This is a genomic window from Variovorax sp. P4_D9 (assembly GCF_056401695.1).
Genome location: NZ_JBFUIU010000205.1, coordinates 1 through 12,714, shown reverse-complemented (window position 1 = coordinate 12,714; position 12,714 = coordinate 1). Strand labels below are relative to the sequence as shown.

Here is a 12,714-nt window from a genome sequence, read left to right as displayed (position 1 = left end):
CCGAAGCGCCGGCCGCGTCGAGCCCGCCGCCGGCAGCCGTGGCGGCGCCGGCGTCGGCCGCAGGCGGCATCCGCAGCCAGAACATCTTCGAGGTCAAGCCCGAGGCCAGCGCCGACCCGAACTACCTGAACCAGAGCAACGGCGAGCGCAACCGGGTGCAGCCGGGCAACAACGCCCCGATGTGGCGCCAGGTGAGCGGCGGAGTAACCGGCTCCAGCAGCCTGCCGCTGCACGAGGCACCCGAGGCCGGCAATCTGATCCAGGGCTTCGTGAAGTACCCCGGCTCGCTCTACACCAACGCCGGCGAGGCCTGGCGCCAGGTGCGCAACAACTGGATCATCCCCTATGGGGCTGCGCTGCTCTTCGTCATGCTGCTGGCGCTGGCCATCTACTATTTCACGCGCGGCCCGATCGGGCTGCACGGCCAGGAGACCGGCCGCAAGATCGAGCGCTTCACGCCCTTCGAGCGGGCCACACACTGGTCGAACGCGATCGCTTTCGTCACGCTCGCGATCTCCGGCATCGTGATGGCCTTCGGCAAGTTCTTCCTGCTGCCGGTGCTGGGCGGCTCGCTGTTCGGCTACCTGGGCTACGTGCTGAAGACGGTGCACAACTTCGTCGGCCCGCTGTTCGTGCTGACCACGCTGTTCATGGTCTTCACCTTCTTCCGCAGCAACCTGCCGCGCAGGAACGACATCGAATGGCTCAAGAAGGGCGGCGGCCTGTTCGGCGGCGAGGAGCCGCCTTCGGACCGATTCAACGCCGGCGAGAAGGCGGTGTTCTGGGGCGGCGTGTTGTTCCTCGGTGTGCTGGTCATCGGCTCCGGGCTCTTCCTCGACAAGCTGCTGCCCGGTTTCGTCTACACGCGCGCCCAGATGCAGGTCGCCCACATGATCCATGCGGTCGCGACGCTGTGCATGATGGCGCTGATAATGGGCCACATCTACATCGGAACGATCGGCATGAAGGGCGCCTACAAGGCGATGCGCACGGGCTATGTCGACGAGACCTGGGCGCGTGAGCACCACGCCTATTGGTACAACGATGTCGTGGCCGGCAAGATCCCGGCTCGGCGCAGCGCCGAGGCGCGTGCCGCCGCACCGACCTCCGGCATCCGGATCGAAGGCAGTCCCTCATGAACAAGCCGCTGACCCACTGGGCGCTGGCCGCCGGCCTGGTCGCCGTCCTCGCCGGCGCGCCGGCTGCGTTCGCCAAGCTGCCGTTGCCCACCCTGACACCCGAGGCCCAGGCCAAGGCGGCCGAAGCCGCCGCCAAGACCGCCTGGAGCGCCAAGGTCGATACCTACCAGCTGTGCCAGACACAGACCCGTGTTGCGGCCCGCTACCGCGATGCGGCTGCCGCGGCCGGCCGGCAACTTGCGCCTCCCACGCCGACGCCACCTTGCACCGATCCGGGCCCGTTCGCCTTCGCGCCGCCGGCAGAGCAGGCCAAGCAGCCGATCGAGGCCTCGGGAGCCCATTCGCCGGCGACCACCGCGGCCTCGCCGCCGAGCTCGAACCAGACCTCGGCCGAGACCAACCCCGCGCCCAAGAAGTGACGCTGCCGCGGCTGACCGAGGCCCGGGCACCGCTCACGCGCGAGGTCGAGGTCGTCGACGAGCACGGCGAGTCGGGCCGGGTCTCCATTCCGGCCGAGCGCGACCTGACGATCTACGTCGACCGCCGAGAACTGGTCACGCTGATGACGCTCGGCGCGCAGCCCGAGCTGCTGGTGCTGGGCTACCTGCTGAACCAGCGCCTGATCGAATCCGCGGCCGACGTGGAATCGATCACGGTCGACTGGGAGGTCGGGGCCGCCGCGGTCCGGACGCACACGGGAATCGACCGCATCGAGGAGCGCACCGCCAAGAAGGTGGTCACAACCGGCTGCGGGCAGGGCAGCGTATTCGGCGAGCTGATGGCCGGGATCGATCGCCTGCAGCTGCCCGCCACCCGCATGACGCAGGCGCAGCTCTATGCGCTGGTCAACGCGATCCGCCTCCAGGAGAGCACCTACAAGTCGGCCGGATCGGTGCACGGCTGCGCGCTGTTCACCCTCGAGGACGGCGACCAGGTGCGCATGCAGTGCTTCATCGAGGACGTGGGCCGCCACAACGCGATCGACACCATCGCCGGCTGGATCGCGATGCAGCCGCAGCGGGTCGGGAGGCGCGTGTTCTACACCACCGGTCGGCTGACCAGCGAGATGGTGATCAAGTCGGCGCAGATGGGCGTGGCGATCGTGGTCTCGCGCAGCGGCATCACGCAGATGGGCCACGAGGTCGCGTCGCGGGTTGGCCTGTGCGCGATCGGGCGGGCGACGAATCGCCGCTTTCTCTGTTTCGCGGGTGCCAAGCGGCTGCTGCTGCAGCCGGCGCTGGCCGGCGCCAAGATCGTCGGCGCGGGCCCCTAAATCCTTCCATTTCGCGCGCGCGGCCGGCTCGGCTATCGTCGGGCCCATGACTGCTTTTCTTCGCCTCGGCTGGCGCACGCTCTGGCGCGACCTGCGCGCCGGTGAACTCCGACTCCTGATCGTCGCCGTCCTGCTGGCGGTGGCGGCGCTGACGGCCGTCGGCTTCTTCGCTGACCGGCTCAAGGGCGGGTTGGCGCGCGATGCGCGCCAGCTGCTGGGCGGCGACGCGGTGCTGGCCAGCGACAACCCGACGCCGCCGGCCTTCATCCAACGCGCCCGGGCGCTCGGCCTGAAGGGCGCGAGCACCTACGGCTTCCCGACCATGGCGCGCGCCAGCGAGGCCCAGGGCGGTGCCACCAAGCTGGTGGCGCTGAAGGCCGTGGCGGTCGGCTATCCGCTGCGCGGCGCGGTCCAGGTCGCGGTCAACGCCGACACCCCGGGACAGCCCACGCGCGAGGTGCCGGCGCCGGGCGAGGCCTGGGTCGACGGCTCGCTGCTGGAGTCGCTCGCGCTCCAGGTCGGCGACACGCTGCTGCTCGGCGACGCCGGCTTGCGCATCGCGCGCCTGATCACGCTGGAGCCCGACCGCGGCGCCGGCTTCATGAGCTTCGCGCCGCGCGTGATGCTGAACCAGGCGGACATCGCGCGCACCGGTCTCGTGCAGCCGGCCAGCCGCGTCAGCTATCGCTTCGCGGTGGCGGGCGATACGTCCGCGGTCAAGCGCTTCAGCGACGAGGTCGATGCGACGATCAAGAAGGGCGAGCTGCGCGGCGCCCGGCTCGAATCCTTTGAGAGCGGTCGCCCCGAGATGCGGCAGACGCTCGACCGGGCCGAGAAATTCCTCAATCTGGTGGCGCTGCTGGCCGCGCTGCTGTCGGCCGTGGCAGTGGCACTGGCTGCGCGCGGCTTTGCCGCCAGCCACCTCAATGACTGCGCGATGCTTCGCGTGCTGGGCCAAAGCCAGCGCACCATCGCGGCCGCCTATGCCTTCGAGTTCGCGGTGATCGGCCTGGCAGCCAGCGCGATCGGCGTCGCCATCGGCTACGGCGTGCACTATGTCTTCGTTCTGTTGTTGGCCGGCCTGGTCGAGAGCGCGCTGCCGGCGCCGAGCCTGTGGCCGGTGGCCTTCGGCCTCGGTGTCGGCCTCACGCTGTTGTTCGCCTTCGGGCTGCCGCCGGTGTTGCAGCTGGCGCGGGTGCCGCCGCTGCGCGTGATCCGACGCGATGTCGGCAATCTCAAGCCGGCCTCGATCGCGGTGCTCGGCCTCGGCGTCGCCGGCTTCGCGGCCCTGCTAGTCGCGGCCAGCAGCGACCTCAAGCTGGGGCTGATCGCGGTCGGCGGCTTCGCGGGGGCGGTGGCGCTGTTCGCGGTGCTGAGCTGGCTTGCAGTCTGGGTGCTGCGGCGCAGCGTCAACGAGAGCACGGCGCCGCGCTGGCTGGTGCTGGCGACGCGGCAGATCTCGGCCCGGCCGGCCTACGCGGTGGTGCAGGTGAGCGCGCTCGCGGTCGGGCTGCTGGCGCTTATCCTGCTGGTATTGCTGCGCACCGACCTGGTCGCGAGCTGGCGCAAGGCGACGCCTCCCGATGCGCCGAATCGCTTCGTGATCAACGTGATGCCCGATCAGAGCGATGCCTTCCAGAAGACCTTGCGCGCCAGCGGCGTGCAGAAGTTCGACTGGTACCCGATGATCCGCGGCCGGCTGGTGGCGATCAACGACAAGCCGGTCTCGCCCGACGACTACAGCGAGGACCGCGCCAAGCGGCTGGTCGACCGCGAATTCAACCTCAGCAACAGCGCCGAGGCGCCGCCGCATAACCAGATCACCGCCGGCGCCTGGAAGCCGGATGCCGCGGGCGAGCTGAGCGTCGAGGCGGGTCTGGCCGAGACGCTGGGACTGAAGCTCGGCGACAGCCTGCGCTTCGACATCGGCGGGCAGCAGAACGAGGCCCGCATCACCTCGCTGCGCAAGGTCGACTGGGGCTCGATRCACGCCAACTTCTTCGTCATGTACACGGTGACTGCGCTGGCCGACGTGCCGGTGACCTACATGGGCGCCTTCCGCGCGCCCGAGATCAAGGGCTTCGACAACGCGCTGGTGCGCAGCTACCCGAACGTCACCAACGTCGACATGAGCGCCACCATCGGCCAGGTGCAGCGCGTGCTCGACCAGGTGATCCGGGCGGTGGAGTTCCTATTCGGCTTCACGCTGGCGGCCGGCCTGGTGGTGCTGTTCGCGGCCGTCACCGCCACGCGCGAAGAGCGGGCCCGCGAGTTCGCGGTGATGCGGGCGGTGGGCGCGCGGGCCAGCCTGCTGCGCCAGGTGCAGCGGGCGGAACTCGCCGGCGTCGGCCTGCTGGCCGGCTTCCTGGCGAGCATCGTCGCCTCGGTCATCGGTTGGGCACTGGCGCGCTTCGTGTTCGACTTCACCTGGACCGCATCACCGCTGGTGCCGATCGCGGGCGCGGTGGCCGGTGCCGTGCTAGCGCTCGCGGCTGGCTGGTGGGGCCTGCGCGAGGTGCTGCGGCGGCCGGTGGTGGCCACGCTGCGGCAGGCGGCGGAGTAGGGCGCGCTGCGGCAGGGCCGAACGCATCGAGTGCGAGACCGCGCGGCTGCGCCTGCGGCAATGGCGAGCCGCCGACCGCGAGGCTTTTGCGACCCTCAATGCCAATCCGCGCGTGATGCGCGACTTTCTCGCGGCGCTCGCGCGCGGAGAGCAACGCGATGGCCGATCGCTGCGCCGAAGGCATCGCCCGAAGAGGCTGGGGCCTCTGGGCCGCCGAGGAGCGCGCGAGCGGGGCGCTGATCGGCTGCGTCGGCCTGAATGTGCCGAGGCCGGACCTGCCCTTCTCGCCCTGCGTCGAGCTCGGCTGGCGGCTGGCGGCTGGCGCATGACTTCTGGGGCCGGGGCTATACGACGGAGGCGGCGCGGGCGGCGCGGGGCGGCGCTGCGCGTGGGCTTCGAGCGCCTGGAACTGCCTGACATCGTGGCATTCACTGCGGTCCCGAACCTGCCTTCGGAGGCCGTCATGCAGCGCCTCGGCATGCGCACCGATGGGCTCTTCGAGCACCCGGCATTGCCCTTGGGCCATGCGCTGCGCCTGCACAAGCTTTATCGGCTGCAGCGCGCTGAAGGGCTGCGGCAACTCGCCGCGTAGCCCGTCCGCCTCCGGCCGGAATACGGCATCTACCAGCTTCCTCCGAATTTGGCGAGCACATTCGGTGTTCGATCACTTTCGCTGGATGATTTGATGCCCGATTTGTTGGATTTGTGCAACTTTCCGCCCCTGTGGCGCCGTGTCGCGGCCGGGGCCGCCGCCAGCTTGGCCGCCTTGGTTCTCACCGCCTGCGAGCGCCGGGACGACGCCCGGACCCTCGCGGCGGACTGCGTGCGCAGCCTCTCCACGCTGGCGCCGATCATGGGCGGCAACGGCAGCACGCGCTGCGCGTCGACGCCCGCCGCGCTGGCACCGGAAGCGCCCAACGTGCGCATGGCGACGGCCCCCGCGGGGCGCGAGCGAGCACTGATCGCGTCGGCACGCTGACCCAAGCGGGTCTTTTCTTCCCGTGCTGAAACCCTCCCRCCGGCCTCGCTGCCGTGCGGGCTGCCTTTCCATGACCAAATTTCCTGCGGCTTGCGCGCGAAGCCTGATCGTCCTCGCGGCGAGCGTGTTGCCGGTCGTCGCCGTATGGGCKGTCGAGCCTTTCAYSGTMCGCGAYATTCGTGTCGAAGGCCTGCAGCGGGTCGAGCCGGGAACGATCTTCGCYTCGATSCCSMTGCGCGTGGGYGASACCTACRRYGACGAGCGCGGYKCSGCCGCSATCCGSGCGCTGTTCGASCTSGGYCTGTTCAAGGACGTGCGCATCGAYGTCARCGGCAACGTSCTSGTGRTSMTCGTSGAGGAGCGGCCGACCATYGCCGAKGTCGASTTCRKCGGCRYCAAGRAGTTCGACAAGGACGTCCTAAAGAAGGCCCTGCGCGAGGTCGGMCTGGCCGAMGGRCGCSCCTACGACAAGGCGCTGRCCGACCGCGCCGAGCAGGAGCTCAAGCGCCAGTACGTGAGCCRCAGCCTYTACAACGTGCAGATCATGACGACGGTGACGCCCACCGAACGCAATCGGGCGAACCTGACATTCAGCGTCACCGAAGGCGAGTCCGCGCACATCCGGGAGGTGCACATCGCCGGCAACAAGGACTTCAGCGAGTCGACCCTGCTGAGCCTGTTCGGCCAGGACGCCGGCGGCTGGCTCAGCTGGTACACCAAGTCGAACCAGTATTCGCGCGCCAAGCTCGAGGCTGACCTCGAGACGTTACCTGTCGCGCGGCTACCTCGAGTTCCRCATCGACTCGACGCAGGTGGCGACCTCGCCCGACCGGCAAGAGCTCTCGGTCACGGTCAACATCACGGAGGGCGACAAGTTCGTGGTTTCCGGCGTGAGACTGGACGGCAATTACCTGGGCCGGGAAGAAGAGTTCAAGACCCTCGTCGCCATCCAGCCCGGCGAGCCTTACAACGCCGAGCAGGTGAGCCGGACCACGAAGGCCTTCACCGACTATTTCAGCACCTTCGGCTATGCTTTCGCGCGCGTGAACGCACAGCCCGAGATCGACCGCCACCGCGTCACGCTGGTCCTGCAGGCCGAGCCGGGGCGTCGCGTTTATGTGCGGCGTGTCAGCATCGGCGGCAACAACCGCACGCGCGACGAAGTGATCCGGCGCGAGTTCCGCCAGTACGAAGCCTCCTGGTACGACGGCGACAAGATCAAGCTGTCGCGCCATCGCATCGACCGGCTCGGCTACTTCACCGAGGTCAGCGTCGACACCCAGGAGGTGCCGGGCACGCCCGACCAAGTCGACCTGAGCGTCGAAGTGAAGGAAAAGCCGACCGGCAGCCTCCAGCTCGGCGCGGGCCATTCCAGCATCGGGGTCTCCGTGAACTTCGGCATCACGCAGGAGAACGTGTTCGGCTCCGGCAACTACCTCGGGCTGCAGGTCAAAGGCAGTTCGTACAACAAGTCGTATGTTTACACGGCCACACCGCAGGCCTACCTCGACTACTTCCAATGCATTCGGCCGCCTGGGCGCGCGACGATGCGGGCAATGTCTTCGCCGACCGCAGCGCCGGCCCGCAGCGGAAAGCGCAGAACGGAATTCGAGCCTCGAGCGGCCTGGGCATCAGCTGGATCTCACCGATGGGTCCGCTGCGACTCGCCTATGCGCTGCCCATCAAGTACCAGAAGGCGGACGAGGCTAACGACATCGCCGCGGTCCGCCTGCAGCGCATCCAGTTCCAGATTGGGAGCTCGTTCTGACTACAGGAACGCCGGAGCGGGGCGCTGCCGGCCGGATCGGGCCTTCACAGCACCTCGTCGCGCAACTGCGGAAACACCTTCGACACCTTCGCCAGCAGGTAGTCGCCGTAGCGCCCGTTGAAGGCATGCACATTGGCGCGGTCCCAGCGCTCGGCGCTGTCGTCCACGGCGGCGGCACCCTCCAGGACTTCGATGCGCCGGACCCGGGCTTCGAAGTTCGGATCGAAGAAGAGCGGGAAGGACAGCCGGTCGCATCCCGAACTGTTGCGCGTCACGCGGTGCGGGGTCGACTTGTAGAGCCCGCCGGTCATGCGGTCGAGCATGTCGCCGATGTTGCAGACGAAGGAGCCGGCCACGGGCGGCGCCTCGACCCAGCCGCCCGGCGTGCGCACCTGCAGGCCGCCGACCTCGTCCTGGTGCAGGATCGTGAGCAGGCCGTAGTCGGTGTGCTCGCCGACGCCCCAATGCACGTCCATGCCCTCGGGGACCGCTTGCGTCGGGTAGTTGAAGATCCGGAACAGGATCAGGGGATCGGCCGTGTAGCGCTCGGCGAAGTAGCCGGCCGGCAGGCCGAGGCTCAGGGCGATGCCTTCCATCAGGCGGTGGCCCAGTCGCGTGACGGCTTCGATGTAGGCCAGCACCGTGTCGCGAAAGCCCTCGATGTTGGGGAACAGGTTGGGCCCGTGCACCGGCGTGCCGGCGCGAACCAGGGGATGGTCGGGAGGCAATTCGGTGCCCAGGTAGAGACCTTCCTTCCAGTCGGGCCGTCCCGAGGTGAGCTCGCCGGCGAGCGGGAAGTAGCCGCGCCAGGCGCGGCCGCCGAGCGCCATGCGCCAGCGCATCTTGGTCGCTTCGTCGAGGGCGAAGAAGCGCCGGCTCAGGTCCTCGAGGCGCCGCACGAGCGCCTCGTCGACGCCGTGGCCGGTGACGTAGAAAAAGCCGTGGGCCCGGCAGGCGGCACCGATCTGCAGGGCGGCCTGCTCGCGGCCGGCGCCGCCGGCGACCAGGGCCGAGACGTCGATCACCGGCAGGATTCCGGGCGTCGGGAAAAGGGGTGTATCGGGCATGGCTCCGATGGTGCCGCAAGTCTTGGGACAATGGCGGTCATGCAGATTCAGGACAAACCGCCTTTTGACACGCCCTTCGAATGGATCGGGGGCGAAGCCGCGGTCCACGCGCTGGTCGAGCGCTTCTACGACTTGATGGACCTCGAGCCCGCCTATGCCCAATTGCGCGCGGTGCACGGCAGCTCGCTCGACAACGCGCGCCAGCGGCTGTTCTGGTTCCTCTGCGGCTGGCTCGGCGGCCCGCAGCACTACACCGATCGATTCGGGCATCCGATGCTGCGCGCGCGCCACCTGCCGCAGAGCATCGGCGGCCACGCGATCGGCATTCGCGAGCGCGATGAATGGCTGGCCTGCATGGACCAGGCGATGGGCGAGACCGGCGTGCCCGAAGACTTGCGCGAGCGCCTGCGCGGGTCGTTCTTCCAGACCGCGGACTGGATGCGGAACAAGGGCGGCTAACGGCGCGCGCTCAGCGCCGCGACGGCGCCAGCAGCACCACCAGCGCACCGCCGCCGCCCTCGGCCGGCTTGGCCTGCACGAAGGCCAGCGTCTCGTTCTTCTGGATCAGCCAGCGCTGCACTTTGGCCTTGAGCACCGGCTGCCTGCCCGGCGAGCCGTGGCCCTTGCCATGTACCACGCGGACGCAGCGCACGCCCTGTTTCCAGGCTTCCCGGATGAAGGCGCCGAGCGCCTCGCGAGCCTCGTCGCTGCGCATGCCGTGGAGGTCGAGCTGGCGCTGGATCGACCATTCGCCGGCGCGCAGCCTGCGCGTGACGTCGGTGTTGATGCCGGGGCGCCGGAAGCTCATGGCATCGTCGGCGTCGAGCAGGGTGCTGACATCGAATTCGTCCGACAGTGACTCGCGCAGCACGCGCTGGTCGTCGAGCTGCTGCTGTACCGGGATTGGCGCCGGCGGCTCCGGGGCCAGCGCCACCGCCGCGGTCTTGCGCAGCGGTTTCGTGGCCCCGATCGCGCGCGTGAATAGGTCCTGGTCGGCCAGTCGCTTCTTCTGCGCGGCTGCCTGTGCCGCTGCTTCGGCGGCAGCGCGCTCGCGCTGCTCGGCCAGCGAGCGCTGCACCTGCTTGAGATCGGCGAGGCTCTTGAAGTTGTTCGGTTTCACAGGCATGGGGGCGAATAAGGTTCAGGCCGAGACGCTCGCCTCGTTCGATGGCTTGGCATTGTCGGATGAGCCGGGGTCTTTACATATTGTTTCTTTGTTCAGATCAGCCCGCGCTCGGCCATGGAGAGCGTGCCGCCGCGGGCCACGATCACGTGGTCGAGCACCACACGTCGACCAGCGCCAGCGCGGCCTTGAGGGTCTGGGTGAGTGACTGATCGGCGCGCGAAGGCTCCACCGAGCCGCTCATGATTGTGCGCCAGCACCACGACGGCGGCATGGTGGTGCAGCGCGCGGGTGACCACTTCGCGCGGATAGACGCTGGTCTGCGTCAAGGTGCGCGAAAAAGCTCTTCCATCGCGATCAGGCGGTACTGGGCATCCAGGAACAGGGCGGCAAACACCGTGCGGCCGGGCGGCCAGGTGCAGCTGCAGGTACTGCGTCACCGTGACGGGAGAATCGAACACGGTGCGCTCCTTCAGGCGCTCGGCCATCGCGCGGCGCGCGAGTTCGAGCACCGCCGCCAGTTCGGCGCACTTGGCGGTGCCGCCCAGTCCCTTGACCTGCTTGAGGTCGTCGAGCCCGGCATGGAGCAGGTCCGAGAGGCCTTCGAAGCGGTCGAGCAGCTCCTGGGCGAGCTGCAGCACGTTCTTGCCGCGCAGGCCGGTGCGCAGCAGCAGCGCCAGCAGCTCGGAGTCGGCGAGCACCGGCACCGAGCGCCATGAGCCTTTCGCGCGGCCGCGCGCCATCCTGCAGGTCCTTGAAAGACATGGCGCATACGGGGTTCGAGCCCCACTCCCTAAAATAGTGGCCCCAGTCAATAGGGACCCTTTATCTTGTCTTCGATTTCCACCGCCGCCGTCGTCACGTCCGGTTCATTCCTCACGCTGCACTACCGGCTGGCCGGCCCCGCGGGCGACATCATCAACACCTTCCAGGACAAGCCGGCCACGCTGTCGCTCGGCACCGGCGAGCTGTCGCCGGCCGTCGAGCAGCGCCTGATCGGCATGGCGGAAGGCGCGCACGCCACTTTTGAACTGCCGGCAGGCGAAGCCTTCGGCGAGCGCAATGCCGACATGCAGCAATGGGTCGCTCGCAAGCTGCTGACGCAGATCGGCGATCCGGACGAGCAGTACGCCGTCGGCGACGTGGTCCAGTTCCCCACCCCGGACGGCACCGGCAGCTATGCGGRCGCGGTCATCGAATCGAACGAGACCGCGGTGCGCTTCGATTTCAACCATCCACTCGCAGGTCAGCCCGTGACCTTCGAGGTGAAGCTGATCGGCGTGCTGTGAACGGCATCCAAGAAGTCATCCTGGCCGAGCCGCGCGGCTTCTGCGCCGGTGTCGACCGCGCGATCGAGATCGTCGAGCGCGCCATCGCCAAGTTCGGTGCGCCGATCTACGTGCGCCATGAGATCGTGCACAACACCTACGTGGTCAACGAGCTCAAGGCCAAGGGCGCGATCTTCATCGAGGACCTGGCCGAGGTGCCGCCGGGGGCCACGCTGGTGTTCAGCGCCCACGGCGTCAGCAAGGCGGTGCAGGCCGAGGCGCGCGAGCGCGGCTTCGAGATCTTCGATGCCACCTGTCCGCTGGTCACCAAGGTCCATGTCGAGGTGGCCAAGCTGGCGAAGGAAGGCTACGAGTTCATCATGATCGGCCACAAGGGGCATCCCGAAGTCGAGGGCACGATGGGCCAGCTGTCGAGCGGCATCCATTTGGTCGAGGACGTGGCGGACGTGGCGCGCGTGGCGCCGGCGCAGACCGAGCGGCTGGCGGTCGTGACGCAGACCACGCTGTCGGTCGACGACGCGGCCGAGATCTCGGCCGCGGTGCGCGCGCGCTTCCCGAAGGTGCGCGAGCCCAAGCAGCAGGACATCTGCTATGCGACGCAGAACCGGCAGGACGCCGTGAAGATGCTGAGCCCGCAGGTCGACCTGGTGATCGTGGTCGGCAGCCCGACCAGTTCCAACAGCAACCGGCTGCGCGAACTCGCGCAGCGCCTCGGCACCGAGAGCTACATGGTCGACTCCGCGGCCGAACTCCGGCCGGAATGGTTCGAGGGCAAGAGCAACGTCGGCCTCACGGCGGGTGCCTCGGCGCCCGAGGTGCTGGTGCGCGAGGTGATCGACCGCATCAAGGCCTTCGGCGCGGTGTCGGTGCGCAAGATGGACGGCATCCAGGAGACCCTCAAGTTTCCGTTGCCCAAGGGCCTCAAGCTCGACGACATCCCGGCACCGGGGCATATCTCGTGAGCGGCACCGTCCCCCACGACTGGCGCGCCGACGTCGAGGCCGCCGCGCGCCGGATCCACGAGCGCGCGCCGCACTTCCTGCGCGAGACGCCGCTGTGGAAGCTCTCGGGCCGGGCCCTGGGCGTGGACACGCCGGGTGTCGAGGTCTGGCTCAAGCTCGAGCAGCTGCAGGCCAGCGGCAGCTTCAAGGCGCGCGGCATGATGAACCGGCTGCTGGCCAACGAGATCCCGGCCAGCGGCGCGATCGTGGCATCCGGCGGCAACGCCGGCATCGCCACCGCCGCGGCCGCGCAGGCGCTCGGCGTGCCTTGCGAAGTGTTCCTGCCCGAGGTCTCGCCCGAGGCGAAGCGCGCCAGGCTGCGTTCGCTGGGCGCCAAGGTGGTGGTCGGCGGCGCTGCCTATTCGGATGCGCTGGCGGCCTGCCTCGAACGGCAGCGCCAGACCGGCGCCTTGCTGACGCACGCCTACGACCAGCCCGAGGTGGTGGCCGGCGCCGGCACGCTGGGCCGCGAGATCGAGCAGCAGGGCGGCTTGCCCGACGCGGTGCTCGTG

15 protein-coding genes and 2 pseudogenes are annotated in these 12,714 nt (G+C 69.0%); 14 read left to right on the top strand and 3 right to left on the bottom strand.

What is annotated here, in order from left to right; genetic code table 11:
• The 10 genes and pseudogenes from AC1DY5_RS21970 to AC1DY5_RS21925 all read left to right on the top strand — a co-directional run.
• The coding region (locus AC1DY5_RS21970; RefSeq protein ID WP_478114732.1) for a formate dehydrogenase subunit gamma at positions 1 to 1,139 on the top strand (1,139 nt) is incomplete at its 5' end.
• Positions 1,136 to 1,558, top strand: coding sequence for a hypothetical protein (locus tag AC1DY5_RS21965; RefSeq protein WP_478114730.1), 423 nt, complete (start codon positions 1,136 to 1,138; stop codon positions 1,556 to 1,558). The genes AC1DY5_RS21970 and AC1DY5_RS21965, both read left to right, overlap by 4 nt.
• The gene (locus tag AC1DY5_RS21960; RefSeq protein ID WP_478114728.1) at positions 1,555 to 2,412 is read left to right on the top strand and encodes a formate dehydrogenase accessory sulfurtransferase FdhD; all 858 of its coding nucleotides are present in this window, start codon (positions 1,555 to 1,557) and stop codon (positions 2,410 to 2,412) included. The genes AC1DY5_RS21965 and AC1DY5_RS21960 overlap by 4 nt, the downstream gene beginning before the upstream one ends.
• A gap of 46 nt (positions 2,413 to 2,458) precedes the next feature.
• Positions 2,459 to 4,975, top strand: coding sequence for an ABC transporter permease (locus AC1DY5_RS21955; RefSeq protein WP_478114726.1), 2,517 nt, complete (start codon positions 2,459 to 2,461; stop codon positions 4,973 to 4,975).
• Positions 4,976 to 5,133: 158 nt separating this feature from the next.
• Positions 5,134 to 5,304 (top strand): GNAT family N-acetyltransferase, encoded by a 171-nt coding sequence (locus tag AC1DY5_RS21950; protein ID WP_478114738.1) that lies wholly within the window; start codon positions 5,134 to 5,136, stop codon positions 5,302 to 5,304.
• Positions 5,234 to 5,392: a GNAT family N-acetyltransferase gene (locus AC1DY5_RS21945; RefSeq protein WP_478114724.1), complete on the top strand. Its 159-nt coding sequence runs from the start codon at positions 5,234 to 5,236 to the stop codon at positions 5,390 to 5,392. Before AC1DY5_RS21950 ends, AC1DY5_RS21945 begins: the two co-directional genes overlap by 71 nt.
• Positions 5,393 to 5,396: 4 nt before the next feature.
• A complete protein-coding gene (locus AC1DY5_RS21940; protein WP_478114722.1) occupies positions 5,397 to 5,567 on the top strand; it encodes a hypothetical protein in 171 nt (56 codons plus the stop codon).
• A gap of 93 nt (positions 5,568 to 5,660) precedes the next feature.
• On the top strand, positions 5,661 to 5,954 hold the full coding sequence (locus tag AC1DY5_RS21935; RefSeq protein ID WP_478114720.1) for a hypothetical protein: 294 nt from the start codon (positions 5,661 to 5,663) through the stop codon (positions 5,952 to 5,954).
• A 70-nt stretch (positions 5,955 to 6,024) separates the two neighbouring features.
• Positions 6,025 to 7,447: pseudogene (gene bamA, locus AC1DY5_RS21930) on the top strand (outer membrane protein assembly factor BamA); the annotation flags it as partial.
• 26 nt (positions 7,448 to 7,473) lie between these two features.
• Positions 7,474 to 7,722 (top strand): BamA/TamA family outer membrane protein, encoded by a 249-nt coding sequence (locus AC1DY5_RS21925; RefSeq protein WP_478114736.1) that lies wholly within the window; start codon positions 7,474 to 7,476, stop codon positions 7,720 to 7,722.
• 44 nt (positions 7,723 to 7,766) lie between these two features.
• Here AC1DY5_RS21925 and AC1DY5_RS21920 read toward each other — a convergent pair whose 3' ends face one another.
• On the bottom strand, positions 7,767 to 8,789 hold the full coding sequence (locus AC1DY5_RS21920; protein ID WP_478114718.1) for an isopenicillin N synthase family dioxygenase: 1,023 nt from the start codon (positions 8,787 to 8,789) through the stop codon (positions 7,767 to 7,769).
• Positions 8,790 to 8,828: 39 nt separating this feature from the next.
• On the opposite strand from AC1DY5_RS21920, the gene AC1DY5_RS21915 reads away from it, so the two are divergent.
• Positions 8,829 to 9,248: a group II truncated hemoglobin gene (locus AC1DY5_RS21915; protein ID WP_478114716.1), complete on the top strand. Its 420-nt coding sequence runs from the start codon at positions 8,829 to 8,831 to the stop codon at positions 9,246 to 9,248.
• A 10-nt stretch (positions 9,249 to 9,258) separates the two neighbouring features.
• Here the strand turns inward: AC1DY5_RS21915 and AC1DY5_RS21910 are convergent, their stop codons facing one another.
• Both AC1DY5_RS21910 and radC read right to left on the bottom strand, forming a co-directional pair.
• Entirely contained in the window at positions 9,259 to 9,915 is a 657-nt protein-coding gene (locus AC1DY5_RS21910) for a Smr/MutS family protein (RefSeq protein ID WP_478114714.1), read from the bottom strand.
• A gap of 92 nt (positions 9,916 to 10,007) precedes the next feature.
• Positions 10,008 to 10,677 (bottom strand): annotated as a pseudogene (radC, locus tag AC1DY5_RS21905) (RadC family protein).
• A 62-nt stretch (positions 10,678 to 10,739) separates the two neighbouring features.
• Here radC and AC1DY5_RS21900 point away from each other — a divergent pair.
• The 3 genes from AC1DY5_RS21900 to AC1DY5_RS21890 all read left to right on the top strand — a co-directional run.
• On the top strand, positions 10,740 to 11,201 hold the full coding sequence (locus AC1DY5_RS21900) for an FKBP-type peptidyl-prolyl cis-trans isomerase (protein WP_478114734.1): 462 nt from the start codon (positions 10,740 to 10,742) through the stop codon (positions 11,199 to 11,201).
• A complete protein-coding gene (gene ispH / locus AC1DY5_RS21895; RefSeq protein ID WP_478114712.1) occupies positions 11,198 to 12,163 on the top strand; it encodes a 4-hydroxy-3-methylbut-2-enyl diphosphate reductase in 966 nt (321 codons plus the stop codon). Before AC1DY5_RS21900 ends, ispH begins: the two co-directional genes overlap by 4 nt.
• Positions 12,160 to 12,714: pyridoxal-phosphate dependent enzyme (locus AC1DY5_RS21890; protein WP_478114710.1), on the top strand; the 555-nt coding region annotated here is incomplete at its 3' end. The genes ispH and AC1DY5_RS21890, both read left to right, overlap by 4 nt.